Here is a 26004-nt window from a genome sequence, read left to right on the forward strand (position 1 = left end):
TTTCGGGTTTCACCGGAAAACGCACAGCTAGATGGTTGCGGTAAACACACAATCCAGTCACAAAACTTAACTACCGGTACGCGAGAACTGCGGTGATTGGTTGCCGAATGATCACAGATCAGCCGTCGAGCGCCTTACGTGTCGAGACGGCGCTGGCTTACCGCGCAGCACTCAGGCACTATGACCGGTATGAGCGGTTTTTCGGAATGGGTGAAGCATCAACTGGAACTTCGCCAAGAAACTGACGTAGCCGATGCTGCGCGTGCGCTGGGAATACGCCCCTCCGAACTCGGTCGGTGGCTGTCCGCGAAACGCCCCCCCACGCAGGACACGATCAGAACTGCTTGCCGCGTCTTCGACGTCCACGTCCAGGAAATTCTTGTCGCGGCGGGCTACATGACACCTGACGAGTCGGGTCTGGACGACAAGCCGATTTCGCTGTCGTCGCTCAGCACGCAAGATCTCCTCGATGAGCTGGCGAGACGCTCCGCGTCGCATAGCCTTGCAAGTCAGTAGGTCAGCTGCGGATCCGGCTGATCCAATCGTTCCTTGAGCCAGACTCGCAACTCCGGTCCGTACTCGGTGCGACTGAGCGCATGGTCGAGAGATGCTCGCAGAAAGCCTCCCGGGTTACCAAGATCGTGGCGGGTTCCGTGATGGACGACGACGTGAACCGGATGCCCCTCCGCGATCAACAGCGCTATCGCATCCGTCAGTTGTAGTTCGCCACCCTGCCCGGGTGAGATTCGTCTGAGCGCGTCGAACACGGCGCGATCGAGAAGGTATCGTCCGGCCGCGGCGAGAGTGGACGGAGCATCCTCAGGAGCCGGCTTCTCAACCATGCCGATGACGGCAAGCACATCGGGATCGCTGCCCTCCACAGGTGTTTGGACGTCGAATACTCCGTAGGCCCCAACACGATCGGGCGCGACGTCGAACGCGCACAGCACAGAACCACCACGCTCGGCACGTACCTTCGCCATCGCGTCGAGAATGCCGCAGGGGTGGACCAGATCGTCGGGAAGCAGCACCGCGAACGAGTCCTCGTCCGCGTCCAGCACCGATTCGACCAGACCGACAGCGTGTCCCAATCCCAGCGGAGACTCTTGCACAACCGGCTCCACCGAGATCAGGCCCGGAGCCCGACGCACACGTTCGAGTAGATGGTGCTTCCCGCTGGCGGCGAGCTTGCCCTCGAGCACCAGGTCCTCGACGAAATGCCCGACGACCGATGCCTTGCCCGGCGCAGTGACGATCACCAGACGTTCCGCGCCTGCTTGCGCCGCTTCGCTGGCGACCAGCTCGATCCCGGGTGTATCGACCACGGGGAGCAACTCTTTCGGAACCGTCTTGGTGGCCGGGAGGAAACGAGTCCCCATTCCGGCAGCCGGAACCACAGCAGTCTTGAAAGGCCGTTCAGCGCACCCAGTCATCGTTCACCTCTCCGCTCACGCGATGTTTCACACACTTACCGTTACGCGCATGCAGCGGTCGTCCCCTCATTTCGACGACCGAAGCTCACACCGCATGTACAGCCTGCGCACAAGGTCTACCGGGCGGCCGATGCCGCCGCAAGTTGACTCGAACTCGGAATTCGTTGCGCGCGAGAGCTACACACCACCCCTCGATGTCACTTCCACGAGGGGCGCGCCGCACTCCGCGCACTACCCGTTACCGCGGCGAACGGTTGTGATCGTATTTCGACGTTGACCACGGCGGGACGTAGCAACTGACCAAAGAGACAGGTACGACACAACTTCCGAACTCAGCGCCTCAACCGGACCGTCCCCAGCCGACCCGGACGTAGGTCCTGGAGGCGTCGCATCGATGGTCCCGTGCGACTTCACCAGCCTTCAAGTTCGGTTATCCACAGGTGAATGCCACTGAATACCATTGAATACGAACGAAATACGATCATCACGCCGCAACACCAGGTTCAGGTTGTTATCAAATCGTGACCATACTCCCACTGGGCGGAACTCCCAGTGGACTACTCGCAGTGTCCTAACTTGCCAGTGAAGCAATTACGTCGAAGAGTGGATCGTCAGGCCCGATATCCATCGTGCATTCGTTCGGCCGTGGATCCGGCACGAATGCCCACAGGAGAGCTCCGGCCGTACCGGCCACCTTCTGCCCCGTCAGCTTCGTCTCGATATTCGTGGCTCTGGTCGCCAGTGATTCACAACTGCCTGCCAATTCGCCTGTCTCGGCGACCAACAACGGCTTCCCGACGTTCGCGGCCTGTTCGATGCGACGCGCCAGTCCGTTCCACTGGTCGCCCGGAAGCGGAACCCCGTCTGCTCCGTAGTCGTGATACTGCAGAACGTCGACGAAGTCGGACTCGCTCACGTACTGGTAGTCGTCACCCGCAGTGCCGCACTGACCGCCCCCGACGTATCCGGCCGTGATCAGGGTGTTCGGATCGATCGCCCGAAGTTCGGCGCCTGCCGTGTCGAAGAACTCCCGCAACACCTGCGCGGAATCAGACGGGCACGTTCTTGTCCACCAATTGCAGGCGGCATCGGTACACAGGCTCGGTTCCGGCTCCCCCACCAATTCCCACGCCGCGACGGAAGGCTCGTTCTTCCAACGGTCGACGGCGGTGTGCATCCAGTCCTGGAAGCTCATGGTGGCTCGACCTGGGATCAGGTTCGCGACCTTCCACTCGTCGGTGTACCAGTCCCTGGATTTGAACAGCCCGTCATCACACCCGCTGTCCTGGGGTGAGAGCACCGGAATCGTGAACTGATTGTGTCGCGCCGCAGCGTCGAACACCGCGTCCATCGGGCCGAAATCCATCTCCCCGGACACCTTGTTCACCGCGAGCGCCTGGAACGCGTTGAAACGCGTGACGGAGTTCGGTGGCAGAGAACCGAAGTAGGCATCGAGATCGACCATGGCGCCACAGCCGAAGTTCACCGACCAATCAGTGGCCAGTTGATAAGCATTCAGCCCGGTAGGCCACCATGGCTGTCCGTCGAGCGTCAGTCCGCTCGACGACGCTCCCACCCGAACCGTCTTGGGCGAATCGGCAACCACCGGCGTCGTGAACATTCCTGTCACCACCGCGACGGTTGCAAAGCTGACTACAGCGGCAGCGATACGGCGACGCACTGTGCCAGGCACACGCGGACGCACTTCTTCAGAAGACATCTACAACCATCCACGTCATACGGACAATCCTCCCACACGAATTGCCTCATCGACCCGTTTGCCGTTCACCGGTGACGCGATACAAACGCCAGGCCGAAGGGTCCATGCCGCCGTCGTTGGGAACCTCGAGTACCAGCGCTCCCACACCGCCGGCCCCGGTGTCGTACATCGTCGGATAGCGCCGATTGACCGCGTCCGACACACCGCGACCGGTGTTCGGCACCGACAGGATGTATTCGACGTGATGTTCGGCGGGGTTGTTCAGTACGCGCACGAAGTCCGCATCGGAAGGCACGACGAATTGCCGAGGATTGTTCGACGACGCCACGACGGCATAGCTCTGCACGGTGTCGAGCAGAACCGACCCCTCCGGCAGAGCCAAGTCGTCCAGGTATCTGGCGATGCGACGCTCGGCCGCAAACGTGCGCAGATTCGTCTGCTCCTCCAGGTTCTGCCGGCCCGGAATGATCGCACTGGCAATGGAATGCTCGAGCACTGCGATCCGCGCATTACCCATCGCGACAAACGTGACCAGCGTCGACCCGACCAGCAAGCACAGAGAGATCACAAGGGGCAGAGAGGGCCCCGACTGCTCGGGGTACGTCGATACCGAGCGTGACGCAGCAGCCCCCGGTCGACGCGTGACGACCGGCGCACCGCGAGGTGCGATCAGGACGACCAACACGAAACACAGCGGAATGATCGAAATGTAGAAGCGCAGAAGGGGAAACGTCGATCCCATCACGTAGAGCAAGGTTTGGGCACCGAGGATGGCGCCGAACAACACAAGAGGCACGACCACTTCGGTGTCGCGCCGCCGAAGTGCGTAGATGATTGCAAGGACCGCGAGCACCGGGAGCGCCGGGCCGAGTACGGCCATTTCGGTAATCGAGAACGCAAGACGGGCGATCGGTGAGTCGGTTCCGGCACCAGCCTGCTCCAGGATGGAACTGTTCCCGTAGACCGACGAGAACTGTTGGAACGCTTGACCTGTGATGAGCCAACTGGCAAACGACCACAAGGCTAGGGCAAGGAATCCCGGCATCAGCACTACGGCACCGTCGAGGGCTGCTGCCCAGAGCCGCAAGCCAGGCCCCGCGCCCTCGCCGCGCTCCTCAGCAGTCGGACGGAAACGAAGCCAACTCACCACGGTCACCAGCACCACCGCGACGAACAGCGGGGCCAATGCGTCGTATCTGGTGAGGTACGCCAGAGCGAAAGCGAGGCCGGCACCGATGAGGTCGTGTACGTCGTCGCTTCGCATCCACCGAATCAATCGACGTGTCGCCCACAGAACGAAGAAGAGGAACGGAGCTTCGCTCATTCCGCTCGCCGCGTACATGACGATCATCGGGTTGACAGCGAACAGCACGGTCAGGACGACGGTGACCCATCGCGCACACCCACGGTCGCGGCTGATCCCACGTACCTGAATCACAGCACCAGCCATGAAGGCCGCGGACATCACGACCGCAGTGATGTTCCACCGCAGCAGATCCGGCCACCAATGACCCATCAGGCCCATCGGAATCTGGACTGCCGCCGTCAACGGGGTGAACACGAACCCGATCGCCGCGAAGTGCGGATCACGGCTGAGCAACATCGCCGACACCGCGGCGACGCGGCTGAGCGAATCGGTGAAGATGAACCCGATACCCGCGTTCATCCACACGCCCAACGCGGTGTAGATCGCGAAGAGCGCGACGAACATCCGCCATGGCTTGCGGCCCGGTAGATCGTGGACCGCGACGGACAGGGCCGGGCGATCGGTGACGGTCACTGTCCGCGACGCCGAGCCACGAGCACACCACCGACGGCAACAGCGATCAGAACCACGGTCCCGAATCCGATCCAGCCGATCGTGACCGCGCTCAGTCCGGTCTCCTCTTCGGCCGAGGTCGCGGTGCCCAACGGGGCGACGTTGACTCCGACATCGAAGGGCTCACTTCCCCGAGGCGCGACCAGGACATCGCCGGTCAGTTCTGCGAACCGGTCCTTCCCACCTTCCAACCAGTTGAGCAGACCGTCGGCATCGGCCGCATCACCCTCAGAGGTCAGCGCCACCACTTCGTTGTGCGAACCCGAAACCACCTGCAAGGCACCGTATTGTCCACCGAATTCCAGACCCTGCAAGCGCAGGAGCCCTTGATCTGCTGTGTCCATGGGTAGAGCCACCGGAGTGGGAAGCTTCCCGTCCGCCGCGATCAACAACGCCGGCAGCGAACTGGTCGCCGCGTCGCCGAACGGGAGCACACGCGGTTGCAGCGGCAGATAGCTCAACCGCTGCATCGCGACAACGAGGCGCTGCGCGCGAACGAGATCTGCGAAATCACCGTGACTCAAACCGACATCGAGTGTGGGCAGCATCGACTGCGGTAATGCCTGGAATCCTCCAGGCGTCGGCGGGAATCCGGTAGTGGACGTGATGGTGCTTGCCGGATCGACAGTGAGCGAAGACGGGCTACTGGTGCCGCATTGGAAGTCGCCGGTCACATCCATCGAGACTTCGAAGGTCAGGTCGCGACGCAGGAGTTCGTTCGGAACATCGACGCCGATGTCGAAGCGCCCTGTCTCGTTCACCGTCTGCGAAGCAAGCCGTGAGTCCCCCAGCGAAATCGACAGTTCTCCGTTGCGTGAATTCGGCAGCGGTACATAGGAACCGATCATTCGGATCGACACGTCCTTCATCGGACGCCCCAGTTGCGACTGGCTGAACGGGACGTCGACCTCGATGTGATTGAGACCGGAAGCCGTCAACGTTCCGAGCTTCAGCTCACCGACGGTGATGGCGTCCTGGGAAATCTGGGCAACTGTGTTGTCCGGTGACGCGAGCGCCCTGCTCGCCGCCCAGTAGCCGTCGAAGTTCGCCGCCAACAGACTGACCTGAGGAACGAGGGTCTTGTCGTCCCCTGAAATTCGCAGCACTGGTGCACCATTCGGAGCAGCCGCGAGATCGATGCCGGCGTCCCCACTGTTGCCGAGTACTACAGCTCTCTCGAACAGTCCCGGCTCAGCGGACGGCAGACTCTGGCCGTTCGGCAGTTGTTCCACCACCACGGCGTCAGGCTGACTTCCGTACTTGTTGACAATCGCTGCACTCAGCTGCAGAGCCGCACTCTGCTGTGACCGTGACGAACCATCCGTGACGTAGATGGTTGCCTTCCTCAAAATCGGCGGAAAGAAGGTTGCAACAGTCGTGGGCTGCTGCTCGGCACCGTCGTAGGCGACAAAGGCATCCCGGAGCGCAAGGGGCTGGTATCTCGTTCGGTCGTAGCAGCGGTCGTCGACGGGAACGAGGTGAGCGATCATCGACACGGTCACGCTCCGGTCGACCACTTCGAGACCTTGCAACGGAACCGAAATCGGTAGGCCGGTTCCGGCCTGCCCGGCGTCGAAGTCGACGCGGCTCACCAATCTGCCGTCCGCAGTCACTTCGAGCCAACCCCTACTGAAGTCGGTCGGGGCAGTCAGGATTCCGGTCACGGCTGTTGCGGTGAGTCCGTCCGGCACCGGCACGGTCACCAAGACGGGTGCGTCATCGGAGGAGAACACGATGTCTGTTCCTCGTCCGAGTTCGGTGAAGGAGATCGGAGTTGTGGCTGCGGCGGCCACCGAAGTATCTGCGTCGTCCTCGAAATCCTGGGCGGAGGCGACACTGCCGAGCGGAAGCAACAAAGTGACCGCGACAGCCACCGGCATTGCCAGCGCGCGCGTCAGCCAGGTTCGAGAGTGGCCCATCAGCGTGTCTCCTCGACATTTCTTGTTTCCGCGCAATCACCAAACACAAATCACGAGTAGCAATCTCGCCAGTTCGCGACGGTCGCAGGTCCGATCGCACCGTTACGGACAAACAAACCATAACGACCAATTTATGCGTTTGGCTAATTATCCCGGCGGGCGAGACTTTTGTTACGGCATGTCACATGATTAGCAATCACCACCACTGGGAAGTCGAAAGACGCCACTGAAAAGCCCGTCAATACGCCTGAACGTCCGTCCAGTCCGGGCGCTTCACGGGCGGAGAATTCTCAGATAAAGGAAGCTGTGACGATCAATTCGATCATCCCCGCCGGCAAGAGTGCGATCGGGAAGCTGGTCGGTGCGCCGTTCCACTTCGCATCATCGCTGCGCATGGCCAGGGTTTTTCACCCTCACGGGATCGAGCTGAAGGGAACATTGAAGCCGGCCACCCCATGGTGGCCGGTATCGGAGTCGTCGACGATTACCGTCACCGCTCGAATGTCGAAAGCCCTCGGAACACCCGGAGACCTACCCGACGTACTCGGCCTGGCGCTTCGGTTGCACGATGTCGGCGCAGATGAAAACCCGTGGGACATTCTTCTCGCAACATCAGGACTTTCGACCTTCTCGAAAATGTTTCCAGCTCCGGCTTTCTCGTGGAACGGCGCGAGATACAGCACACTGGTTCCTTACTCACGCGCGGGCGGTGCCGCGGCGTGGCTGATCGTGACACCGCGCGGTGTCCATCCGGCCGGCACTTCTTTGTCTGCATTGAAAGCTGCGGTCGATCATTCCCCGCTGCACTTCTCCGTGTACCTCGCGAGAATTCAACTTCAGTTGATACCGATCGGGCATCTCTGTCTCGACGAAGTCGAGGACCACCCGGATTGCCTCCAGCCGTCCTTCGATCCGATTCTGAACACACCGGCCCACATGCGCATGCTTCCGGAGTGGCTCGCAGAAACGCGCAAGTTCGCGTATCGCGGTAGCCGCAACGGCCGGGGAGGCACACAAAAGCGCGGTTGACCGGACGTGCCGATCAACCGCGCTGAAGCTCACTCAGCTTGTGAACTTGTCCTTGATATCCGAGACCTTGTCACTGACAGTGTCTCCGGCCTTCTTGACCTTCGCCTCGCCCTGATCGGCAACACCCTCGGCAGCCAGATCATCGTTGCCCGTGGCGTTTCCGAACTTTTCCTTCGCCTCGCCGATGAGATCCTCAGCGCGGTGCTTTGCCTTGTCGATGAAGTCAGACATGTATTTCTCCTTCTTGGGTTCGGTCGTGCGTTCGGCCGTGGAATTCGGTCGTGGATTCAGTCGAACTCGAACTGCGTGGACAAATGTGTCAGCGTTTTCCGGTGACTGCCTTGACCAGGAACAGCAAGATGACAGCGCCGAGGAGGCAAGTGAGGAAGCTGAAGATCCAGCCCGCGCCCTCGACATCGACGCCGAAGACTCGAAGCAGGAAACCACCGATCAGGCCGCCGATCACACCGACAACGATGTTGAGGAAGATCCCCTGCTGCGCATCGGTTTTCATGATCTTGCTGCCGATCCAACCCGCTAGTCCACCGATGATGATCCAGGCGATGATTCCGAGTGAGAGCATTGTGACTCCTTGAGGTAAGGGACGGCGCAATGAGAGACTGCCGGTGAAGGGAGAGTTCCGAGCGATCGGCCCGCGCAACTAGACCGTGATCGCGGGTTGTGTTTGCACACAACCGGACTCTCCGCCGCACGACGCGGGGGATCGTGCACTCAGTAGCAGCCACATTGTCTGCTTACCTTTCTATCAGGTGTTCACGACAGAACCAAAATGACTGGCGATTCACCACATACGAGAAACGACACTCACCGACGCGCACATGATCAGCGTCACTACGATCGCGATCGCCATCGAAGTGACGGTCGCAAGGAGCACCGTGACGCACAGTGCCACAGCAACATCCATGACTCTGTGCACGATCGGGAGGTCTACCAATACCCGGCCGTCGGGAGGCTCAAACCTCGATTGATCAGAGAGTTCTCGGCTCATCGCGTTTCGCGCTTTCCACGGCGATGTGAGTTCTGGTCGCGACGGATGGATCACCGACCACCGCAGCGACTTGATCCCCCGTGTCAGTGACGCGAGAAATCAACTCGGACAACGTTTCCGATCCGGATACGACGCTACGTCTCAATGTCACTCGCAAATCGATCGTGCGAACTCCACGATCGAGCAACGCTTTTCCTCGGACACGCGACACTTCGTCGAAGTCCTCCAGTGATGCGCTCGCCCCTTCCGCCACCGCACCCAGATCCGCGGTGATGGAATTGTGCGAGTTCGACCCAGGGACCGTGATCTCCTTCACCCGACGCAGCGGCACATGCGCGATCAACCACCGCAACGCGAGGAGGACTAGCAATACTCCCCCAGCTCCGACAGCCCATGGCCACCACGAGTGATCGACAAGATCTTCAGCCCACGGGATCTCGATACGCGCCGGGAAATCCTTGATCACGTCGCGATTCCACAGGATCGCTGCAACTCCCACCGCTATCGCGAGCATCCCCACGACGCATGTCGCCACGCGATCCATCGCCGTCGCCGTCCGAGTCATGACAGCGATCCCGTCTGGATACGAACCTTGATTCGCGGCGATGGTGACAGCGACCCGGCCAAGTCCCCCAGCACCGCACGGATTTCCGATTCAGCGGTGGCGGCTCCATCGGGCGTGACCGAGGCCTTCACTTCCAGCTTGCGCCGGGTCGCGTGTGACGAAGCGGATCGAACCTGGGCCAGTGACTCGACGCGAACAGACGCTATCGCCGCTACATCGGCGGGATCGATCCACGTATTCGCGACTCCGACCAAGGCATTGGCAGTCTTTCGTCGCGGTTTGAGTCCGAGGATGACGAACCACAGGCCGAGAACGACGGCTGCGATCCCCGCCGGGAACATCCAACCCTGGTACGCGAGCCCGTCCACATATGCGGCAGCACTTGGTATCCACTGCGACCCGGTGATCACGCCGGTATCCACCAGCGCGTCGCGGACGCCGACCACGCCGAGCGCAAGTAGCGCCGCGGCGATGAGGAATCCCGTGACGGCCGATCCGGGCGCCGCAAGGGGAACAGGAGCAGCAGCCCTCGAGGCAGTGGGTGGTGCGACCTTGTCGGCGGTCATCGCACTTTCCTTCCCGCGTCACGCGTGGTCGATGCCAAGAGAACGCTCACGATCGCCACGTCCACGCCGTCTACGTCCAGGCCCGATACAGACTGCAACTGGGTTGTCACGTTCTCTCGCACCGCGGTACCGATGACCGACAAGGATCCGGGCCACTCGATCGCGATGTCCACCTTGGCCCGTACCCGCTTGCCGGATACCAGCACTCGCGCCCTCGGCAGTTCACGCCCGGTCAGTTTGTCCATGCCGCCGGCGTGATGACGCACCCCCGGGGTCCCGCGCGTCGCCTCGAGAACCAACTTCTGCGCGACTCTGTCTCGAATCGTCAGCGTTCCGCGATCGCCCGGCTCGGCAAGCACAGACGACTCCGGTCGAGCTGTCTCAGCCACGTCCGCGACCCTTCAGCATCACACCGAGATCGAACTCGCCGTCACGCTGACCACCGACGAGGTATCCGATCACACCGAGAACCAGAGCGATGAGGAATCCGGTGAAACCGCCTGCAGCAGCTGCGACTCCGAGAAGTAGTCCTGCCAGTAGGCCGACAGTCGAGGTGGTCATGTGAATCCTCCGTTGTGGATGATGTTCGTTGGTGCCTGTCAGATCTCGGTGTAGGTCTTTGCACCCGGAAACCGAGCGCGCAAACGCGTGTACTGGGTCCGAGCGGGTTTCGCTATCTGCCGCATCGTGCCGCGCAGTGTCCTGCGCACACCCACACCGATCGGGGACGCGAAGTCCCGGTCGACGCGTTCGAGCGCTCGATTGAGCGCGTCGGCAGATCCGCCCACGTCGGGGTGGTAGCTCCTGATCGCCTCTCGGCGTGCGGATCGGCGATCAGGAACTGGACCACGAGAGTGCTCAGGCATCGTGCGCACGACCGACTACGTCTTCCACTGTCACGTTCACGGGGCCTGTAACGATTCCTGAAACCGCTTGGCGGATACGTAAAGCCGTATCTCGAACGGCGGCGTCGGCGAAGATGCACACATGGATGTCTGTCGACGACTCCGTCACCCGCACGCCGACGACGCGGCGGCCGGGGAGGTACGTGCCAACCTCGCCGAACATTCCGGCATGAAGCGAGGCGACCCCAGGTATCCCCGTCACAGCCGCCGCGATGGTGTCGGCGATTTCGGAACTCACTGCACCCGTGCAGTCTTGGGCTCGCCGGTTTCGTCGTCACTGCCCTCGTCGAGGTGAACGTCGTGAACCGTGATGTTCACCTCGGTCACTTCGAGACCCGTCATCCGTTCGAGCGCCGCAATGACGTTGCGGCGAATGCCGGTGGCCAGATCGGCGAGCGATACGCCGTACTCGGCCACGATGTCGATGTCGACCGCTGCCTGCTTTTCGCCGACCTCGACCGATACTCCCTGGGAGTGGTTGACACTCGCGCCGGGGATCCGCTCGCGCAGTGCCCCGACAACCCGCGACGCTCCGCCGCCGACGTCGTACACGCCGCTCACCTCTCGCGTGGCGATGCCGGCAATCTTCGAGACAACGGTGTCGGCGATCGACGTCTTTCCTTGCGAACTCACGAGAGCCGAGTCGTTCGATGATGCAACATCCTTCGTAGATGCTGTCGCAACCTGCGTGCTGACCATTGTCATCTCCTCCTGTTGATCGATCTACCTGTGTAGTCGTCACTCGAAGGCAAAACCGAATGCCCCAGTCAGGTGACGTGCATCACTGACACTTGTTAGTTACTGTCCGTAACATTCAACGCCCCGGCCGGGCGAACAATCTTCGAACGCAGCCGAGTTTTCCGCATTTCCGCGAGAGGAGCGACTGTGGCGTTACCGCATACACAGGGGCTCACCGAAGCACCTGACGGTTTGGACACCGCGACAGTGAACGCTGCGATACTCGGCGACCGAGAAGCATTCGAGTCACTGGTGCACTACTACGGACCTGCACTTCACCGCTATGCGCGTCGCATGCTCGCAGACGAAGGTGACATTCTCGAGGTAGTCCAGGACACCTTCGTGGCCGCCTGGCGTCGACTCGATTCGTTTCGTGGCGAATCGTCGATGCGAACATGGCTTTTCGCGATCTGTTCCCGAAAGATCGTGGACAGCTATCGAATCAAGAGAGCTCAACCGATCGACGACAGATTGCTCGATCCTCTCGTGCCGTCTCCCGAGGCCGGCCCGTTCGACACGACCTCGAACTCCGCGTTCCTCGAGGCACTGGAAGAAGCGTTGGGTGAACTGCCTTATCGCCAGCGTGCGGCATGGACGCTGCGAGAGGTGGAGATGCTCACGTTCGTTCAAATCGGCAAGATTCTAAGACTCACCCCGGATGCGGTGCGCGGGCATCACCATCGTGCACGGGCTAACCTGAGTGAACGAATGACGAGGTGGCGATGACTGAATCACGAACCGACGCATTGATGGCGCACGCATCCGACGTCCTGCGGAACGCTCCCGAGCCGGGCTGGGATCGAATCAGCGACAAGGTGATCCGGGCGCTACGGTCGACCTCGGCGTCCGGTTGGCCGCTCGACGCACACGCGTCGGAAGGTCCACGTCTAGGCACTGTGTCGGTGAGCGATCACGTACTCCGCACCCACTTGGCCGCCGAGATACGTTCTCGGCACCACTGCTCGCCGAGCAGCATCGAGTTCTTCGTCGACGGCCACGAAATACGTTCACTACGTATCGAACTGGCAGCGCCATACGGAGTGGATCTGGCCGAACTGTCGGACCGGGTTCGGTTCACCGTCGTGGACGTCGTTCACCTGATCCTCGGCGACACGGACCCACCGGTCTCTGCAGAGAGCATCCACGTCGCCGTAGTCGACATCGTCGATGATCTACCTGCCGAAGGGAACACCAAAAGCCACTCCGAACACTAGGTGTTTGTTCGGCAAGTGTTTGGGAACCCGGCACTCATGACCACTCCCCCACCACCGGATCCGGGCCCCGCCCCCGACCCGGGGCCGCCGACACCACCGGCGCCGACACCACCCGATCCGATGAATCCGCCGCCCGTGCCACCGACTCCGACGCCACCGAACCCGTACCCTCCGGATCCGATCCCGCAGATCTGACGTCGGCTGCCCCGAACTTCGGAGTTCAACCGCCGAGTTCGGCGATCATCTCGCTCAACGATTCTGCGGCGATACGTAGTTCACCTTCGTCGGGATTGTCGGGTGAGGACGGTAGACGTTCGGCCAACTGCTCGCGAGTGACAAGCGAGATACCCTCGAGACCGAACCCTTCTTCATCGGGGACGTAGATCTCGATCTCGCCCCCGACCGCTACCAGTTCCGAATGGGGGCCACTGCCCAGCAGTGCACGCAGGTGTTCGGTCGTCACGGTCATATGGTTCACGTGAAATCTCCTGCTTCGGTGACAGCTGACTTTGCCGGTATGGACTCGACGTGACGTACTGGCTCGACGTGACGCACTACCCCCTACTGAGTACCCCTCGCGGGTGAGCAGGAAACGACAAGTACATGAACAACGACTTCCCGAAGGAAACGCGCACCATGAGTGAACAGAATTCCACCGACCGCACGGATCAGACGGACGAGCCGCAGACCACCGGCACCGACCACGGTCCGGGAACCGGCTCCGACACCGCACCCAAGGACGTTCAGACCGATCCGTCGGGCGAACGTACGTGGGCCGACGAGGGCGGAGCCTCGAGCACCGGCCCGGCGACTGACACCGACTGATCCCGGAAGGTCTGAACCATCGGGACCAAGGTCCCGTGGGCCGACGCTCACGGGACCTTGAAATCCGTACGGATCTAACGCTTTTCACCTGGGTTTTCGCGATGCGGTAAGGTAGGCACTCAGCACGGTTGAGTACCCAGCCGTTGAAGACGAGCACGGTTCGTGCGTTGCTTCCCGTGCCGTTTCCCGGTTTCGAACGAAACCGTTTCGAACCAGACCGTTCGAACGAACCGTTTCGAGCAATCCGTCAGGAGTTTCGATGAACGAGTTTTCGAGAACTACAGATGAGCGTACGGACAGTCCCCCCACCTTCACGACGACCTGTGCCGAAAACATTCAGTCGCTCGTGGTCAGCGGCGAGATCGACGTCCGGTCCCGAGCTGATTTCGCTGCCTGCGTCGACGACCTGATCGGTGAGCGACACCCGTTCGTACTCGACTGCTCGGACGTCCAGTTCATCTCCGTCGGAGGTCTTTCCATCATCGAGACTCTGTCGGCCAAGGCACGGAGGCTCGGCGTGCCGTGGACGCTCGTCGCAGCGCACCCTGTCAGGCGTCCGCTGTCTCTTCTGAAGATGGACACCGACATCGTGTACACCGACTCGACAGCCGATGCAGTCGCGTACCTGTCCTCGACCTCCGTCCTGGACGAGACCCTGGCGGAGCCGATGTCGGCGTGAGTACCGATCTCGAAAAGCTCTCCGAATTCGTCGTCGTCGCAAACCGACTGCCGGTCGATCTCGAAACCGACGAAGACGGAAGCAAGAACTGGAAGCGAAGTCCGGGTGGGCTCGTCACTGCGCTCGAACCCATCCTCCGACAGCGGGATGGCGCCTGGGTCGGCTGGCCGGGGGTCGCGGACGAGAAGGTCGATCCGATAGTGGTTGACGGCCTTCGTCTGTTTCCCGTCGAGCTGACCTCTCAGGACCTCGCCGAGTACTACGAGGGGTTCTCCAACGACACGTTGTGGCCGCTCTACCACGACGTTCTGGTGGCTCCGACGTTCGAGCGGTCGTGGTGGCACACCTACGTCGCAGTCAACCAGCGGTTCGCCGAGGAAACCGCGCGTTGCGCCGCGGACGGAGCGACTGTCTGGGTGCAGGACTATCAGTTGCAACTTGTGCCGGCGATGCTGCGCGAGCTGCGCCCAGATCTGACGATCGGGTTCTTTCTTCACATCCCGTTCCCTCCGGTCGAGCTCTTCATGCAGCTTCCGTGGCGCAAGGAAATCGTCAGGGGAATGCTGGGCGCCGATCTGATCGGCTTCCACTTACCTGGTGGCGCAAACAATTTCCTGTTCTTGGCCCGCAAACTTCTCGGCCTCAAGACGACGACCGCGGGCGTCGGTGTTCGAAGTGCGCTCGGGCATGTGGATTTCGATTCTCGCGTCGTCAAGGTGGGCGCCTTTCCCATCTCCGTCGATTCTGCCGAACTCGAGCGCCAGTCGAAAAGCGATTCGGTCCTGCGTCGCGCGCGCGAATTGAAGGAAGAGCTGGGAAATCCCGAGAAAATCTTGCTGGGAGTCGACCGGCTGGACTACACCAAGGGTATCGACCTGCGGCTTCAAGCCTTGAAGGAACTCCTCGACGAGGATCGTCTGGATCCGGAGAAGTACACGATGGTGCAGCTCGCGACGCCCAGTCGTGAACGCGTGCAGCACTATATCGACCTGCGTAGCGTCATCGAAGAGCAGGTGGGCCGCATCAACGGTGACCACAGTCAGATCGGCCGCCCCGTCGTTCACTACCTGTATCAGCCGGTCGACCGTGAAGAACTGATCGCACTGTTCGTCGCTGCCGACGTCATGCTCGTGACGCCGATGCGCGACGGGATGAATCTGGTGGCCAAGGAGTACGTGGCCTGTCGTGGCGACCTCGGAGGTGCTCTCGTTCTCAGCGAGTTCACCGGTGCCGCAATGGAATTACGACAGTCATACCTGGTCAACCCGCACGATTTGGACGGCGTGAAGAATACGATCCTGACCGCGGTTCATCAGGATCCGAAGGAAGGCCGTCGACGTATGGCTGCGCTGCATCGACAGGTCATGACACACGATGTGCATCAGTGGGCCGAGTCGTTCCTGACTGCGCTTGCCCCAGCTGGACCGCTTCCGGACGATCAGTTCCTCACGGAGCGTGAGTCGAACTTTGCGCGCAACAACTGACCCTCACGGGCTTGCGTCAGTGCGCTCGGAGACTCGAGCTAGGATTGGTTTCAGTTCATCGTCAAGCAGCGGCTGCGAACTGATCTCCTCGACATAGCCGTGCAATGCTGCATCGGCCCAGAAAGACAGGCCGACCATGCCCCTCACGATGAAGTACTCCGAAACCTACAACGACGCTCTCATTGCGCTCGCTGCCGCTACTCATCGGCCGGCCAACGTGGTGAACCTGTTCGGCGAGTACGCCATTCGTGTTGACCTCGAATACAACCGGTTCCTTCTGGCGACCAATACCGCGGCTGGACTCTCCGATCGACCCGACAACGGAGAATCATGGCTGGTGCGGTTCTTCCAATCCGAGAACACCGACACTCCGGATCGCCTCCTCGCGGAGGCGTCGCATCAATGGTTGGTCGATGCTTTGGACGCCGCGCTCGAACAGATCGCAGCGGCAGGGAACAAAATCTCCGCCGACGCGGACTTCGGCGACCCTACCCGCACCGAAACTCCATCCTGAACGGCATCGTCTCGAGCAGCACCACTAGTCCCCCTCGGCGGTCAACTGGCTGATTCGAGCCGCTAAGACTGCATTCTCGGCCTCGAGGGACAGAATCAGACGAATACCGACGAGATTGACTCCGTCGTCGATCAGCGCGGTGATTCGTCCGAGCGTCTCCAGGTCGGCCTCGCTGTACCGGCGCGTACCGCCATCGGTACGGGTTGGTGTGAGCAAGCCCCTTCGCTCGTAAAGGCGCAGCGTCTGAGGTCCTACCCCGGACAGTTCAGACATCACTGAGATCCCGTACACGCCGCGCAGCGCCCGGGTCTGGGATTCCGACGTCACTGGAACCTCCTAGTTCGGTGTCGGCTGTCTCAATCGGCGTCACCCGACCTTAGCACCATCACGCAGTGAATCTGACGCCCAGGACATAGATTCAAGCGTGTCCAGGACCACTGACAACAAGAATCGTCGAGCAGAAAGGGCGTGAAATGGCAGATCAAAGCCGATTTCGACAAGATTGAACAATGCGCTTTCCTTCGCCCGCGAATCGAAGTAGCCTTGCCAATTATCTACATCGGCTGATATAGATTTTGTAGCACCCGAAAGCGCCATAACTGGAGCTCGAAGGCGCAGAACACCCAGACGTCGGAGTCGGTGGTTCAGCCGACTCCCTCACGGCACACTCTTCACCGGGAGCAAGATGACGACGATCGACATCCCGCCCACACAGGGCGAGAGCACCACCGGCATCGGAATCACTGTCGCAAGTGCGACTTTGACAACCGAAGAGGTCAAGCGCCGAATCGCGATGATGTACGGCGACCCGGTGACAGAGGAGCCAGTAGCACTCGCGCACTGAACCTGACCGACACGCGATCCGATTGACGATGGCGCGAGACCGCCCCACTGGAGGGCGATCCCCATCAAGACGAGAGGAAAACATATGTCCGAGTTCACCGTACCGGGACTGAGCAGCGCAGACGGTTCGTCCGTCGCCGATATTCTGCAGGAACGCCTCAGCGCCTACAACGATCTTCACCTCACGCTCAAGCACGTTCACTGGAACGTCGTGGGCCCCAACTTCATCGGCGTGCACGAGATGATCGACCCCCAGGTGGAGTTGGTTCGCGGCTACGCCGACGATGTGGCCGAACGTATCGCGGCACTGGGTAACTCGCCCAAGGGCACCGCGGGAGCAATCGAGCGCGATCGAACGTGGGACGACTACTCCGTCGGCCGCGACGACGCTCGTGCGCACCTCGCTGCGCTCGACCTCGTCTACACCGGGATCATCACCGACAGTCGCACCGCAATCGACAGCGTCGGCAAGATCGATCCGATCACCGAGGACATGTTGATCGGCCAGACGGCGCAGTTGGAAAAGTTCCAGTGGTTCGTTCGTGCTCACCTCGAGAACTCGGGTGGCAGCCTCGTACACGAAGGCGCGTCCACCGAGCAGGATGCCGCAAATGAGGCGCGTCAGAACTGACGCACCGTCCGCGGTTTCGGCCGATCGGGGGTCGGCCGAAATCGCACTCCCCACAACAGGAAAGGGCAAGAGCATGTCTGCGGACTCGCGCGGCACGTCGACACAAACACGTCGCGAGTATCAGATGTTCGTGTTGCAGCAGCGTTTGTTGTTCGGATCGATCGTGGCAGGCACCGCCCTCGGAGTTCTCGCGATCACCTACTTCTGAAATATCAGGGGCCGCAACCGTCGAAGACAGGACAGAAACGACACAATCATGAGTTCGAGCACTCTCCGCTCGATCGTTCGTAGCGATCGATTTGCGGCAAGCAGTTCTTCTCTTCTGCTCGTGGACAGCGATTTTCGTATCCAGGGCGCAAACGACGAATACCTTGCCGTATCCGGTCGCAGCCTCGATCAATTGCACCGAGTGGAAGTGTTCGAAGCCTTCCCCGACAATCCCGACGACTCGTTTGCCGATGGAATCTTCTCGTTGACAGCGTCATTCGAGCGCACGATGCGGTCCCGAACTCGGGACACACTGCCGACTCAGCGTTACGACGTGCGCGACGAGCGCGGGAGCGGGATGTTTGTCACCCGATATTGGAATACGGTGAATTCCGCCGTCACCGATGATGACGGCAGGGTCATCGGTGTGCTTCATCGTGTATACGAGGTTCAACGACCGCTGGCTCAGCAGTCCAGTTCGGCGTCAGACGTCCTCACCCGCCTTCGCGCGGAAAATGACGAACTGAGAAGAGCTTTGGATTCTCGGCCCTTGATCGAGCAGGCCAAGGGATTACTGATGGCCGAGCGTGAGTGCTCGGCCGACCAAGCCTTCGACTTTCTGGTCCAGATGTCGCAGGAATGGAACGTCAAGGTGCGCGACATCGCCGGTGGTCTTGTCGCCGCAGCAGAACGACGTGCCGTGGATCAAAAGAATTCCTGACGACCGGGATTCAAAAGTTGTACGGCTGGGTAATGACCGACCAGAGGTACCCCCGAAATCTTCCCCCTCGAGGGAGGAGCCTCGAAGGTCCCGCCGGTTCAGGCCGGCGGGACCGAGCTTTGCCTTAACACCCGACCTGGATCCGCGATCCGAGTCGAGTTCGTCACGCAGCGAAGGGAACGTCCATGTTCATGCGCTCCTACACATCTCCCAGGCCCCTTGCCGACGAGTGGGATTGGCAACTGTCCGGCACCTGCCGCGACACCGACCCCGCTCTGTTCTACGACGACACGAACGAGCGCGGCTCCAGGCGAGCGAAGCGCGAGAGTTCGGCGAAGCTGGTGTGCGCCAGATGCCCTGTCGTGCAGAGATGCCTGGTGCACGCCATCCAGACCGGGGAACCCCACGGTATCTGGGGCGGCATGACGGCGACCGAGCGAGAATCGTTGCGCAAAGCTCGAACTGAACCACTGATCAGTGCCGCGACGAGCTCACGAGAGTAGACAGGAACCTCAGGGCCTGGCCTCGTGGTGCCGCAAACCGTGCGTGCGGCGTCGCTCCTTCATCTCGGCTTCGAAGAGGTGCGGCACTCCGCCTGCCAGCTTGTCGCGCACCACTTTCTCGCATTCACGAAAAAACGACCAGTAGTTCTCGTCGAACTCTTCGACCAACTGGAAAGTCCAGCGCCCCTCGACCACGTTCCGGCCCATCAACTCGCCCTCGACCTGATCGGCCAGGTCGTCGTTGCCGCTGGATCGCAGTAGCTCGACGACCTCGTCGAGCATCAGATCGGCATGCCCTATCAGCTGATGGAAGTCGTACAGAGCACCGCGTGCCCGTTCCACCGTTTCAAGGGCGTTCGACAGCACTCCTGCCGCCTTCACCTCGTCATCAGTGACACCTTCCGGTCGTATGTGTACGGGGATCTGTCTTTCCGAATGGGTGTCCATGAAGCGGCTGTACCCGAACGACGCGAAAATGAAAGATGAGGATTCGGTACGTCCGCACCACAGGTGATGTGTCTCACAATTCATCCTCTAGTTCGGGTAAAGAGGGTTAGTTCGCCGGGCGAAGGGTAATCCAAGGCCATGAATACTTCCGGGGTAGAGATGGCTGGCACGCACGGCCGGTACCGGTCCTTGCCTCGGTCCGCCGGAATTACGCCACATCTACCTACAGGAAGCCCCTTGATCCCTCTGTCGAGTCCGACCGAAACCGAACTAACTCACGACTCCATCGCCTCGCTCCGCGTCCGCGCGTCGTACTCTCAACTTCCCACTCTGCGCGGAATCACCCGAACGGTTGCCAACAACACCGGACTCGATGTCGACGGAACAGCCGACCTTGCTCTGGCGATGGACGAAGTCGCGAGCATCCTCATCGGCCACGCGATACCGTCCAGCGACTTGACCTGCCGATTCGACACCGTCGGCCGCACACTTCGGACCGTCGTGTCCGTGATCGCGCACTCCGAGATACCCGACAAGTCGCACAGCTTCGGATGGTTCGTTCTCGAAGCGCTGGTCGATTCCGTCCGCTTGGAACAGTCGGAAATCGACGCGGACGGTCACATCACCCTGACGATGACGCTTGAAAAGGGCTTGCCCCAGGAGCGTGCGTGACCGCTGTCCCACCGGACAAGAAGGACCAGTACGAAACAGCTGTCGAACTGTTCGTCTCGATGGCCTCGCTTCCGCCGAATGATCCCAGCCGAGAAAAGATCACCACCTCGATCATCGAACTGTGCCTACCCCTGGCCACACACGTCGCTCGCCGGTACCAGGGGCGTGGCCAGCCTTTCGAGGACTTGGAGCAAGTTGCTCGCGTCGGGCTCATACAGGCCGTGCAGCGATTCGACGTCGACAAAGGATCGGATTTCCTCTCGTTCGCCGTCCCGACCGTCATGGGTGAGGTTCGCAAGCATTTTCGCGATCACGGCTGGTCCGTGCGAGTGCCTCGTAGCCTTCAGGAACGGCACCTTGCCCTCAACCGGGCGCTCACGACTTTGTCCCAGACGCTCGGCCGTGCACCGACAGTCGCGGAACTCGCCAAGGAACTCGACATCGAACCGGACGAGGTCGAACAAGGTTTGACCGCCGGTAATTCGTACCGAACCACACCGCTCGACACCGCTTCCGCCGGCGACGGGAGTGGTCTGACTCTGATAGACACTTTGGGACAGTACGACGAAGCGATCAGTCGGATCGACAATCACGAAACCCTGCGGCCCGCGCTCCTGGCACTACCGGAGCGCGAGCGCACGATCGTCGTTCTCAGATTCTTCGGCCATCTCACCCAATCCCAGATTGCCGAAAAGGTCGGCATCTCTCAGATGCATGTATCCAGAATCCTCACTCAGTCACTGAAGCAGCTACGCACCGAGATGGGTGAAATCTTCTGAAGGTACGTCTCGAGGATCAGATGTATTCCTGTGCAAGACGTTCCAGCTCGTCTCGATCGATGAGGCCGGGCTGGCCGATGTCCAGGGCCTCGAGATACTTGTTGGCGAGGCGGTAATCGTGCCCCCACCGGCCGTGCTCGCCATCCTGCTCGGTGCGCTGCACACTGGAACCGGGCGGAACCTCGTCCCGCAAACCGTTGGTCTCCGCGCCGATCAGTGTGTCGAGCTTGGTCGAGATGGCCGTGAGTGCATCGCGGTCGTTCATCTGATTCCCTTCGTCCGGTGACGCTGATCTTCCACCATACCGAAGCGTCGAGCCAAAAACATTGCACCGCTTAATATTCGACCTCTCACCTGGACCGATTCACGCCCTCGAGCTACACTGAACGGTACCGAGGTTGAGAATACAGCCGGGGTTGAAGCCACTGGCGCTCGGTTCGCATCAAGGCTCTGGATCAGGTGAGCATTTCCTGCGCACATCTGTACTGTTCATTTCCATTGAGCTCTAAAGCTTTCCACGCCTGGACGCATTAACTTTCCGCGCCGCCAGATCGGTCGTCAGCCTTTCGATGAAAGCACACAGACCGGATCTGCCATGAATCTGAATGAACTCGACCACACACCGATCGATTCCATCGATCCCTCAACACAATTGGGGCCGATCGTGGAAACGCATGGTTTCGCGGCCTGGCGGATAGCGCCCTCGACAGTCCTGATCCAGGTCGAGGTCGACCTCGACAAACTCTCCGCCCCAGCACTACGAGAACTTCTCAACTCGTACGCTGCGGAGTGGTCTCGCGTCATTCTGGACTTGTCCAACTCATTGTTCGTCGGTGCGGTCTGCCTCGAACTGTTCGCCGAGCTGAACTCCCGTTCGCGAGCCCACGACTTCCAGTGGGCCGCGATCGGGTCACACCCGCTTCGACGCTTGCTTCGCGCGGCGCGGGCAGAAGAGGAATTCCCGGTCACCAACTCTGTCGAGGGAGCAATGCGCGCGCTCGACGAAGCAGAGAAGTCACTCGAAGCCTCCTGACACGACGGCTGCACCGGCGTCGAGCGCCGGGCGCTCGCAGCGACTAAGGTTCGTCGGGCTGTCCGACGAGCTGAGAGAGACCGAGAATGACAATCGCCAAGCGCCTCGATGCCTTGCAACAGAAGCATCCGGCCCTGGGGTTCCCGATAGCGGTCCTCTACAAGTTCCTCGACGATCAAGGTGTTTATCTAGCCGCGCTGATCGCTTACTACGGCTTCGTCTCGCTCTTTCCTCTTCTTCTGTTGCTCTCGACCATTCTCGGCTTCGTGCTGTCGGGCAACCCTGAGCTTCAGCAACAGATCTTGGACTCCGCGCTGCATCAGTTTCCGGTGATCGGTGACGACCTGGGCAATGCGCAACAGATCGGCGGCGGTGTCACGGGTCTGGTGATCGGAATCGTCGGTGGTCTCTACGGTGGCCTCGGTGTCGCTCTGGCTTGCCAGAACGCGATGAACACGGTGTGGTCGGTGCCCCGAAACATGCGACCGGATCCCATCCGCGGGCGTCTCCAAGGGCTACTACTCCTCGGCACGATCGGTCTCGCGATCTTGGGGACCACCGCTGTCTCCAACATCGGCGGTGCGCTTCATCTGGGCGGTTCGTTCAGCTTCCTACTGACCCTTGCGGTAGTCGTCTTGAATGCGGGCATCTTCATCGTCGCTTTCCGGCTCACCTGCGCCCGCCCGCTCTCGGTAGCCGATGTGGCACCTGGAGCGATCGCCGCTGCTGTTCTCTGGCAAGCACTTCAGTCCTTCGGTGCCCTCTATGTGACCTCTGTGGTGCGGGGTGCCTCCACCACCAATGGCGTCTTTGCCATCGTTCTGGGTTTGTTGGCCTTCTTGTTCCTCGCTGCAGCCTCGATCGTCATGTGTGCGGAAATCAACGTCGTGCGAGTCGACAAACTCCATCCGCGGGCGTTGTTGGCTCCGTTCACCGACAACACCGAACTCATCGAAGGCGATCGGCGCACCTTCGCCGATCAAGCAAAAGCACAACGCGCGGTTCCCCACGAGAACATCCATGTGACGTTCGACGGGCACACCAAACCCGACGATTCGGACTGATCTCGACCCCGATCGAGTTGGGTATTTGGTCCCCTCCTCGGTATCGGGGTGGCATTCTGCGCCGCGAATCCAGATTTAACACAGGTGTTGTCATTTCGCGCTGCATCGAAGGGACGAATACATCACAGCAGGTAAACGCGCATAGTTGAACAATCACCTGCTTCCGACGTGGTCCCGGAACGGGACAAAGCCGTCAAATACTGCAACTCGCCATGCATGTAATTGGAGACAGAAAAAGAAGAGCATGGCAGGATCAGGTGTGAGACCGGACTCTCGATGGGAGGGCTCGGCTCGATGGATCCAGGAGAATTTGGTTATGGCTCAGGGCAGTGTCAAGTGGTTCAACGGTGAAAAGGGCTTCGGATTCATCGAGCAGGAAGGTGGCGGACCGGATGTGTTCGTTCACTACTCGGAGATCCAGGGCAGCGGCTACAAGTCCCTCGACGAGGGCCAGAAGGTCGAGTTCGAGATCGGACAGGGCCAGAAGGGCCCCCAGGCTCAGAACGTTCGCGCCATCTGAGTTCGATCCCAGTCTGACTTCAGACTGAAAAGGCTGGACGCTGCACCGCATGGTGCCGGCATCCAGCCTTTTCTTGGTTTCCGGGTCGTCTTGGTTCACGGGTCGGGCTTGTTCCCAATTGGCACCGGTTACGTCGCTCGCGCCCGCTTCTTCTTGTGGGAGCTGTCGCAGAACGGCGCGATGCCGGTCCGCCCACATCGACACAATGCAACCGTAGAGCGCTTGTTCTCTATCGGAGTGCCGTCTTCACTGAGCAACTCGAAGTCACCACGCACCAGCAGCGGGCCGTCCGTGCAGGCGGTTATGGTGGTGTTGTTACCGGGAACACTCGGTGTTTCGGCAGATGACGATTCGGGAAACGCGGTCATATGTCCTCTTCAGTTCTCGATTCGGCCACTGGTGTGCCCACTTCCATGCCTGTTCCACAGGCCCGCGGCCCATTGAGCGCCACTCTCGTTTCCATTCTGCGCTCCTCGGCCGATCCGAGGGAGATTACGGCTGCCGCTGACGCGTACGAGGATGCACAGTCCACCGACCTCACCTACGACATTCTTCGTGACGACGACGCTCAGCTGACCCTGACGGTCCTCTACGAGCTTCATTTGCAGGGAATCGAGAACGTCTCGGACAAATGGGAGTGGAATCCGGACCTGCTCGCGGTGCGGTCTCGGCTCGAAGAGCGTTTCGAGTCCGCCATCGCGCAACTCGTGGGGACAGTGGAGTCGTCTGGCGACGTCGTGGCCGACCTCTGGTCGATGACCGCCCCCAGTGCAGGCCCAGGTCTTGCGTCCTTCATGGCGAAAGATGCAACGATCGATCAGTTCTCGGAGGTGCTGATTCACCGTTCGCTCAATCAGCTCCGCGAGGCGGATGTGCACACCCTCGGAATTTCGCGCCTCTCCGGTGCCGTCAAGGCCGCCCTCGTCGAAGTGCAGAGCGACGAGTACGGAGGCGGCCGCGCAGAGCGAATGCATTCGCGTCTTTTTGCCGACACCATGCGGGCTGTGGGTCTTTCGGACCGCTACGGCCACTACATCGATTCTGTTCCCGCGGTAACGTTGGCGTCGTTGAATGCTCTCTCGCTCTTCGGTTTTCATCGCCGCCATCTCGGAACGCTGGTCGGGCACCTGTGCGCTGTCGAGACCACGTCTGCGCTGCCGAGCAAACGATACAGCGCAGGACTGCGCCGACTCGGATTCAGTTCGGGCGCGACACTGTTCTACGACGAGCACGTGGAAGCGGATTCCGTTCACGAACAGATCGCCGTTCGGGACCTTGCCGGCGGTCTCGCTTCTTCGCAGCCGCACCGCACTGATGACATCTTGTTCGGCGCCGCAGCGTGCCTGGCGTTCGACGATCTTCTCGGCGATCACCTCACATCGAGTTGGGAGAAGGGCAAGACTTCGTTGCGCGAATGATCACGAGTTGTTCGATTTCCTGACCGGTGGTGATCAACCCTCGTGCCTCGAGCATGGTGCGCCTCTCGCGCATCACGGGCCCGAAGGGAACGTACTTCCGGGCTGAAATCTCTACGGCCATACCGTGTTCTTCGAGTATCGCCTCGGTCTTGTCGACCCCACACAGCACCGATTGCAGGAGAAGCAGTGTGCCGCCCGGGACGAGCACCTCGTGCACGGTGGCTGCGATCCTGTCGATGAGGGCGCGTCCGTCCTTTCCTGCGTCCCAAGCACGTTCGATTCCAGCGGTAGGGAGATCATCTGCAAGAGCAGGGACGTACGGCGGGTTGGAGATCACCAGATCGAAGAGTTCGCCGTGCACCGCCTCGGTGAGGTCGCCACGACGGGAGTCGATCGAGGTTCCGTTGAGGATCCCGTTGAGACGAGCATTGGCACACGCGCGGCGAGATATGTCGACCGCGACGACGTGGCCTGCGCCTGCCGCGGATGCCGCGACAGCGAGGGCGCCGGTCCCCGTGCACAGATCCAGCACCCGACTGCGAGCGGTGAGGCGCTCGAACAGCAGCGCATCCGCCAGTAACGACGTGTCGTGTTGCGGTGGATACACACCAGGTAAACGCAGGATCATCATCGGCTCCTCTTTTTCAGGCGACATCGCACATCGCTGCGTGCGGCTACCCAGGAACCTCGGATTTCATGCAACATCGAAGCAAAGACCGCCTGGAACGGTTACATCGCCGCACTTTG

At 60.8% G+C, this 26004-nt stretch carries 38 protein-coding genes; 19 read left to right on the forward strand and 19 right to left on the reverse strand.

All coding sequences use genetic code 11. From position 1 onward, the window contains the following. The first annotated feature begins 189 nt into the window (after nt 1-189). On the forward strand, nt 190-516 hold the full coding sequence (locus ABIE52_RS15220; RefSeq protein WP_228232489.1) for a helix-turn-helix domain-containing protein: 327 nt from the start codon (nt 190-192) through the stop codon (nt 514-516). Here the strand turns inward: ABIE52_RS15220 and ABIE52_RS15225 are convergent. The 4 genes from ABIE52_RS15225 to ABIE52_RS15240 form a co-directional block, all read right to left on the reverse strand. After that, nucleotides 510-1433: a UTP--glucose-1-phosphate uridylyltransferase gene (locus ABIE52_RS15225; protein ID WP_007726597.1), complete on the reverse strand. Its 924-nt coding sequence runs from the start codon at nt 1431-1433 to the stop codon at nt 510-512. The two genes, ABIE52_RS15220 and ABIE52_RS15225, sit on opposite strands and share 7 nt — an antisense overlap. A 571-nt stretch (nt 1434-2004) precedes the next feature. After that, nucleotides 2005-3153: a cellulase family glycosylhydrolase gene (locus ABIE52_RS15230; RefSeq protein ID WP_054187559.1), complete on the reverse strand. Its 1149-nt coding sequence runs from the start codon at nt 3151-3153 to the stop codon at nt 2005-2007. Between the two features lie 46 nt (nt 3154-3199). Then, nucleotides 3200-4933: a glycosyltransferase family 39 protein gene (locus tag ABIE52_RS15235; protein WP_054187560.1), complete on the reverse strand. Its 1734-nt coding sequence runs from the start codon at nt 4931-4933 to the stop codon at nt 3200-3202. After that, nucleotides 4930-6891, reverse strand: coding sequence for a hypothetical protein (locus tag ABIE52_RS15240; RefSeq protein ID WP_192712045.1), 1962 nt, complete (start codon nt 6889-6891; stop codon nt 4930-4932). Before ABIE52_RS15240 ends, ABIE52_RS15235 begins: the two co-directional genes overlap by 4 nt. 306 nt (nt 6892-7197) lie before the next feature. On the opposite strand from ABIE52_RS15240, the gene ABIE52_RS15245 reads away from it, so the two are divergent. Beyond that, nucleotides 7198-7920, forward strand: a complete 723-nt coding sequence (locus ABIE52_RS15245; RefSeq protein WP_003943634.1) for a hypothetical protein — start codon at nt 7198-7200, stop codon at nt 7918-7920. Nucleotides 7921-7953: 33 nt separating this feature from the next. Here the strand turns inward: ABIE52_RS15245 and ABIE52_RS15250 are convergent, their stop codons facing one another. From ABIE52_RS15250 to ABIE52_RS15290, 9 genes are all read right to left on the reverse strand, one after another. Continuing rightward, nucleotides 7954-8151: a CsbD family protein gene (locus tag ABIE52_RS15250; protein ID WP_007726588.1), complete on the reverse strand. Its 198-nt coding sequence runs from the start codon at nt 8149-8151 to the stop codon at nt 7954-7956. Nucleotides 8152-8239: 88 nt separating this feature from the next. Next, nucleotides 8240-8503, reverse strand: coding sequence for a GlsB/YeaQ/YmgE family stress response membrane protein (locus ABIE52_RS15255; RefSeq protein ID WP_047890188.1), 264 nt, complete (start codon nt 8501-8503; stop codon nt 8240-8242). 406 nt (nt 8504-8909) lie between these two features. Further along, a complete protein-coding gene (locus tag ABIE52_RS15260; protein ID WP_054187562.1) occupies nt 8910-9494 on the reverse strand; it encodes a hypothetical protein in 585 nt (194 codons plus the stop codon). Then, on the reverse strand, nt 9491-10060 hold the full coding sequence (locus ABIE52_RS15265; protein WP_054187563.1) for a DUF6286 domain-containing protein: 570 nt from the start codon (nt 10058-10060) through the stop codon (nt 9491-9493). Before ABIE52_RS15265 ends, ABIE52_RS15260 begins: the two co-directional genes overlap by 4 nt. Next, nucleotides 10057-10449: an Asp23/Gls24 family envelope stress response protein gene (locus tag ABIE52_RS15270; protein WP_054187564.1), complete on the reverse strand. Its 393-nt coding sequence runs from the start codon at nt 10447-10449 to the stop codon at nt 10057-10059. The genes ABIE52_RS15265 and ABIE52_RS15270 overlap by 4 nt, the downstream gene beginning before the upstream one ends. Continuing rightward, a complete protein-coding gene (locus ABIE52_RS15275) occupies nt 10442-10621 on the reverse strand; it encodes a hypothetical protein (RefSeq protein WP_003943629.1) in 180 nt (59 codons plus the stop codon). The genes ABIE52_RS15270 and ABIE52_RS15275 overlap by 8 nt, the downstream gene beginning before the upstream one ends. A 38-nt stretch (nt 10622-10659) precedes the next feature. Beyond that, entirely contained in the window at nt 10660-10848 is a 189-nt protein-coding gene (locus ABIE52_RS15280) for a hypothetical protein (RefSeq protein ID WP_007726577.1), read from the reverse strand. A gap of 70 nt (nt 10849-10918) precedes the next feature. Further along, the gene (locus tag ABIE52_RS15285) at nt 10919-11203 is read right to left on the reverse strand and encodes an Asp23/Gls24 family envelope stress response protein (protein WP_007726575.1); all 285 of its coding nucleotides are present in this window, start codon (nt 11201-11203) and stop codon (nt 10919-10921) included. Beyond that, the gene (locus ABIE52_RS15290) at nt 11200-11664 is read right to left on the reverse strand and encodes an Asp23/Gls24 family envelope stress response protein (protein ID WP_003943699.1); all 465 of its coding nucleotides are present in this window, start codon (nt 11662-11664) and stop codon (nt 11200-11202) included. Before ABIE52_RS15290 ends, ABIE52_RS15285 begins: the two co-directional genes overlap by 4 nt. 186 nt (nt 11665-11850) lie before the next feature. Between ABIE52_RS15290 and ABIE52_RS15295 the strand changes: the two genes are divergently transcribed. Beyond that, complete coding sequence (locus tag ABIE52_RS15295) at nt 11851-12429, forward strand: RNA polymerase sigma factor (protein WP_007726571.1); 579 nt, start codon at nt 11851-11853, stop codon at nt 12427-12429. Further along, a complete protein-coding gene (locus ABIE52_RS15300) occupies nt 12426-12917 on the forward strand; it encodes a hypothetical protein (RefSeq protein WP_218960345.1) in 492 nt (163 codons plus the stop codon). The genes ABIE52_RS15295 and ABIE52_RS15300 overlap by 4 nt, the downstream gene beginning before the upstream one ends. Before the next feature lie 220 nt (nt 12918-13137). Here the strand turns inward: ABIE52_RS15300 and ABIE52_RS15305 are convergent, their stop codons facing one another. Beyond that, nucleotides 13138-13386, reverse strand: coding sequence for a hypothetical protein (locus ABIE52_RS15305; protein WP_007726566.1), 249 nt, complete (start codon nt 13384-13386; stop codon nt 13138-13140). A 167-nt stretch (nt 13387-13553) separates the two neighbouring features. Between ABIE52_RS15305 and ABIE52_RS15310 the strand changes: the two genes are divergently transcribed. The 4 genes from ABIE52_RS15310 to ABIE52_RS15325 all read left to right on the forward strand — a co-directional run bounded on the left by ABIE52_RS15310 (nt 13554) and on the right by ABIE52_RS15325 (nt 16419). Then, the gene (locus ABIE52_RS15310) at nt 13554-13742 is read left to right on the forward strand and encodes a PI-type proteinase (RefSeq protein ID WP_136472457.1); all 189 of its coding nucleotides are present in this window, start codon (nt 13554-13556) and stop codon (nt 13740-13742) included. A gap of 259 nt (nt 13743-14001) precedes the next feature. Further along, the gene (locus ABIE52_RS15315) at nt 14002-14421 is read left to right on the forward strand and encodes an STAS domain-containing protein (RefSeq protein WP_007726563.1); all 420 of its coding nucleotides are present in this window, start codon (nt 14002-14004) and stop codon (nt 14419-14421) included. Then, complete coding sequence (locus ABIE52_RS15320) at nt 14418-15905, forward strand: alpha,alpha-trehalose-phosphate synthase (UDP-forming) (RefSeq protein WP_054187565.1); 1488 nt, start codon at nt 14418-14420, stop codon at nt 15903-15905. The genes ABIE52_RS15315 and ABIE52_RS15320 overlap by 4 nt, the downstream gene beginning before the upstream one ends. A 136-nt stretch (nt 15906-16041) precedes the next feature. Continuing rightward, nucleotides 16042-16419 (forward strand): hypothetical protein, encoded by a 378-nt coding sequence (locus tag ABIE52_RS15325; protein ID WP_007726560.1) that lies wholly within the window; start codon nt 16042-16044, stop codon nt 16417-16419. A 24-nt stretch (nt 16420-16443) separates the two neighbouring features. Here the strand turns inward: ABIE52_RS15325 and ABIE52_RS15330 are convergent, their stop codons facing one another. Beyond that, nucleotides 16444-16746 (reverse strand): MerR family transcriptional regulator, encoded by a 303-nt coding sequence (locus tag ABIE52_RS15330; protein WP_058227578.1) that lies wholly within the window; start codon nt 16744-16746, stop codon nt 16444-16446. 358 nt (nt 16747-17104) lie between these two features. On the opposite strand from ABIE52_RS15330, the gene ABIE52_RS15335 reads away from it, so the two are divergent. From ABIE52_RS15335 to ABIE52_RS15355, 5 genes are all read left to right on the forward strand, one after another. Next, a complete protein-coding gene (locus ABIE52_RS15335) occupies nt 17105-17263 on the forward strand; it encodes a hypothetical protein (RefSeq protein ID WP_003943664.1) in 159 nt (52 codons plus the stop codon). 84 nt (nt 17264-17347) lie between these two features. Then, entirely contained in the window at nt 17348-17893 is a 546-nt protein-coding gene (locus tag ABIE52_RS15340) for a Dps family protein (RefSeq protein WP_003943731.1), read from the forward strand. Nucleotides 17894-17966: 73 nt separating this feature from the next. Beyond that, nucleotides 17967-18101, forward strand: coding sequence for a hypothetical protein (locus ABIE52_RS15345; RefSeq protein ID WP_256082897.1), 135 nt, complete (start codon nt 17967-17969; stop codon nt 18099-18101). A gap of 48 nt (nt 18102-18149) precedes the next feature. Further along, a complete protein-coding gene (locus ABIE52_RS15350; protein ID WP_007726556.1) occupies nt 18150-18821 on the forward strand; it encodes an ANTAR domain-containing protein in 672 nt (223 codons plus the stop codon). A gap of 185 nt (nt 18822-19006) precedes the next feature. Then, nucleotides 19007-19324, forward strand: coding sequence for a WhiB family transcriptional regulator (locus tag ABIE52_RS15355; protein ID WP_003943622.1), 318 nt, complete (start codon nt 19007-19009; stop codon nt 19322-19324). Nucleotides 19325-19333: 9 nt separating this feature from the next. Here ABIE52_RS15355 and ABIE52_RS15360 read toward each other — a convergent pair whose 3' ends face one another. After that, nucleotides 19334-19771, reverse strand: coding sequence for a hypothetical protein (locus ABIE52_RS15360; RefSeq protein ID WP_192712044.1), 438 nt, complete (start codon nt 19769-19771; stop codon nt 19334-19336). Between the two features lie 237 nt (nt 19772-20008). Between ABIE52_RS15360 and ABIE52_RS15365 the strand changes: the two genes are divergently transcribed. Together ABIE52_RS15365 and ABIE52_RS15370 are read left to right on the forward strand one after the other, a co-directional pair. Then, nucleotides 20009-20443 (forward strand): ATP-binding protein, encoded by a 435-nt coding sequence (locus ABIE52_RS15365; RefSeq protein ID WP_003943620.1) that lies wholly within the window; start codon nt 20009-20011, stop codon nt 20441-20443. Then, nucleotides 20440-21222, forward strand: coding sequence for a SigB/SigF/SigG family RNA polymerase sigma factor (locus ABIE52_RS15370; RefSeq protein WP_003943639.1), 783 nt, complete (start codon nt 20440-20442; stop codon nt 21220-21222). The genes ABIE52_RS15365 and ABIE52_RS15370 overlap by 4 nt, the downstream gene beginning before the upstream one ends. Before the next feature lie 16 nt (nt 21223-21238). Here ABIE52_RS15370 and ABIE52_RS15375 read toward each other — a convergent pair whose 3' ends face one another. Continuing rightward, on the reverse strand, nt 21239-21487 hold the full coding sequence (locus tag ABIE52_RS15375; RefSeq protein ID WP_003943680.1) for a hypothetical protein: 249 nt from the start codon (nt 21485-21487) through the stop codon (nt 21239-21241). A gap of 330 nt (nt 21488-21817) precedes the next feature. Between ABIE52_RS15375 and ABIE52_RS15380 the strand changes: the two genes are divergently transcribed. The 3 genes from ABIE52_RS15380 (at nt 21818) to ABIE52_RS15390 (ending at nt 23839) form a co-directional block, all read left to right on the forward strand. Then, entirely contained in the window at nt 21818-22255 is a 438-nt protein-coding gene (locus ABIE52_RS15380) for an STAS domain-containing protein (RefSeq protein WP_192712043.1), read from the forward strand. 86 nt (nt 22256-22341) lie between these two features. Continuing rightward, nucleotides 22342-23319: a YihY/virulence factor BrkB family protein gene (locus ABIE52_RS15385; RefSeq protein ID WP_003943713.1), complete on the forward strand. Its 978-nt coding sequence runs from the start codon at nt 22342-22344 to the stop codon at nt 23317-23319. Nucleotides 23320-23635: 316 nt separating this feature from the next. After that, a complete protein-coding gene (locus ABIE52_RS15390; protein ID WP_003943666.1) occupies nt 23636-23839 on the forward strand; it encodes a cold-shock protein in 204 nt (67 codons plus the stop codon). Nucleotides 23840-23967: 128 nt separating this feature from the next. Here ABIE52_RS15390 and ABIE52_RS15395 read toward each other — a convergent pair whose 3' ends face one another. Next, nucleotides 23968-24207, reverse strand: coding sequence for a CDGSH iron-sulfur domain-containing protein (locus ABIE52_RS15395; RefSeq protein ID WP_192712042.1), 240 nt, complete (start codon nt 24205-24207; stop codon nt 23968-23970). Here ABIE52_RS15395 and ABIE52_RS15400 point away from each other — a divergent pair, their 5' ends adjacent. Then, nucleotides 24208-25257, forward strand: a complete 1050-nt coding sequence (locus tag ABIE52_RS15400) for an iron-containing redox enzyme family protein (RefSeq protein WP_192712041.1) — start codon at nt 24208-24210, stop codon at nt 25255-25257. Here ABIE52_RS15400 and ABIE52_RS15405 read toward each other — a convergent pair. After that, nucleotides 25214-25912 (reverse strand): HemK2/MTQ2 family protein methyltransferase, encoded by a 699-nt coding sequence (locus ABIE52_RS15405; RefSeq protein WP_037131016.1) that lies wholly within the window; start codon nt 25910-25912, stop codon nt 25214-25216. The genes ABIE52_RS15400 and ABIE52_RS15405 overlap by 44 nt on opposite strands. Between the last annotated feature and the right edge of the window lie 92 nt (nt 25913-26004).

Origin of the sequence: Rhodococcus sp. OAS809 (assembly GCF_040546695.1) — a bacterium.
Classification (GTDB): Bacteria; Actinomycetota; Actinomycetes; order Mycobacteriales; family Mycobacteriaceae; genus Rhodococcus_F; species Rhodococcus_F qingshengii.

Coding starts and splice junctions, on each gene's coding strand:
- ABIE52_RS15220 (WP_228232489.1), top strand. CDS start 190: ATGAGCGGTTTTTCGGAATGGGTGAAGCATCAACTGGAACTTCGCCAA.
- ABIE52_RS15225 (WP_007726597.1), bottom strand. CDS start 1,433: ATGACTGGGTGCGCTGAACGGCCTTTCAAGACTGCTGTGGTTCCGGCT.
- ABIE52_RS15230 (WP_054187559.1), bottom strand. CDS start 3,153: ATGTCTTCTGAAGAAGTGCGTCCGCGTGTGCCTGGCACAGTGCGTCGC.
- ABIE52_RS15240 (WP_192712045.1), bottom strand. CDS start 6,891: ATGGGCCACTCTCGAACCTGGCTGACGCGCGCGCTGGCAATGCCGGTG.
- ABIE52_RS15250 (WP_007726588.1), bottom strand. CDS start 8,151: ATGTCTGACTTCATCGACAAGGCAAAGCACCGCGCTGAGGATCTCATC.
- ABIE52_RS15255 (WP_047890188.1), bottom strand. CDS start 8,503: ATGCTCTCACTCGGAATCATCGCCTGGATCATCATCGGTGGACTAGCG.
- ABIE52_RS15260 (WP_054187562.1), bottom strand. CDS start 9,494: ATGACTCGGACGGCGACGGCGATGGATCGCGTGGCGACATGCGTCGTG.
- ABIE52_RS15265 (WP_054187563.1), bottom strand. CDS start 10,060: ATGACCGCCGACAAGGTCGCACCACCCACTGCCTCGAGGGCTGCTGCT.
- ABIE52_RS15275 (WP_003943629.1), bottom strand. CDS start 10,621: ATGACCACCTCGACTGTCGGCCTACTGGCAGGACTACTTCTCGGAGTC.
- ABIE52_RS15290 (WP_003943699.1), bottom strand. CDS start 11,664: ATGGTCAGCACGCAGGTTGCGACAGCATCTACGAAGGATGTTGCATCA.
- ABIE52_RS15300 (WP_218960345.1), top strand. CDS start 12,426: ATGACTGAATCACGAACCGACGCATTGATGGCGCACGCATCCGACGTC.
- ABIE52_RS15305 (WP_007726566.1), bottom strand. CDS start 13,386: ATGACCGTGACGACCGAACACCTGCGTGCACTGCTGGGCAGTGGCCCC.
- ABIE52_RS15310 (WP_136472457.1), top strand. CDS start 13,554: ATGAGTGAACAGAATTCCACCGACCGCACGGATCAGACGGACGAGCCG.
- ABIE52_RS15315 (WP_007726563.1), top strand. CDS start 14,002: ATGAACGAGTTTTCGAGAACTACAGATGAGCGTACGGACAGTCCCCCC.
- ABIE52_RS15325 (WP_007726560.1), top strand. CDS start 16,042: ATGCCCCTCACGATGAAGTACTCCGAAACCTACAACGACGCTCTCATT.
- ABIE52_RS15335 (WP_003943664.1), top strand. CDS start 17,105: ATGACGACGATCGACATCCCGCCCACACAGGGCGAGAGCACCACCGGC.
- ABIE52_RS15340 (WP_003943731.1), top strand. CDS start 17,348: ATGTCCGAGTTCACCGTACCGGGACTGAGCAGCGCAGACGGTTCGTCC.
- ABIE52_RS15345 (WP_256082897.1), top strand. CDS start 17,967: ATGTCTGCGGACTCGCGCGGCACGTCGACACAAACACGTCGCGAGTAT.
- ABIE52_RS15350 (WP_007726556.1), top strand. CDS start 18,150: ATGAGTTCGAGCACTCTCCGCTCGATCGTTCGTAGCGATCGATTTGCG.
- ABIE52_RS15355 (WP_003943622.1), top strand. CDS start 19,007: ATGTTCATGCGCTCCTACACATCTCCCAGGCCCCTTGCCGACGAGTGG.
- ABIE52_RS15360 (WP_192712044.1), bottom strand. CDS start 19,771: ATGGACACCCATTCGGAAAGACAGATCCCCGTACACATACGACCGGAA.
- ABIE52_RS15375 (WP_003943680.1), bottom strand. CDS start 21,487: ATGAACGACCGCGATGCACTCACGGCCATCTCGACCAAGCTCGACACA.
- ABIE52_RS15380 (WP_192712043.1), top strand. CDS start 21,818: ATGAATCTGAATGAACTCGACCACACACCGATCGATTCCATCGATCCC.
- ABIE52_RS15385 (WP_003943713.1), top strand. CDS start 22,342: ATGACAATCGCCAAGCGCCTCGATGCCTTGCAACAGAAGCATCCGGCC.
- ABIE52_RS15390 (WP_003943666.1), top strand. CDS start 23,636: ATGGCTCAGGGCAGTGTCAAGTGGTTCAACGGTGAAAAGGGCTTCGGA.
- ABIE52_RS15395 (WP_192712042.1), bottom strand. CDS start 24,207: ATGACCGCGTTTCCCGAATCGTCATCTGCCGAAACACCGAGTGTTCCC.
- ABIE52_RS15400 (WP_192712041.1), top strand. CDS start 24,208: ATGTCCTCTTCAGTTCTCGATTCGGCCACTGGTGTGCCCACTTCCATG.
- ABIE52_RS15405 (WP_037131016.1), bottom strand. CDS start 25,912: ATGTCGCCTGAAAAAGAGGAGCCGATGATGATCCTGCGTTTACCTGGT.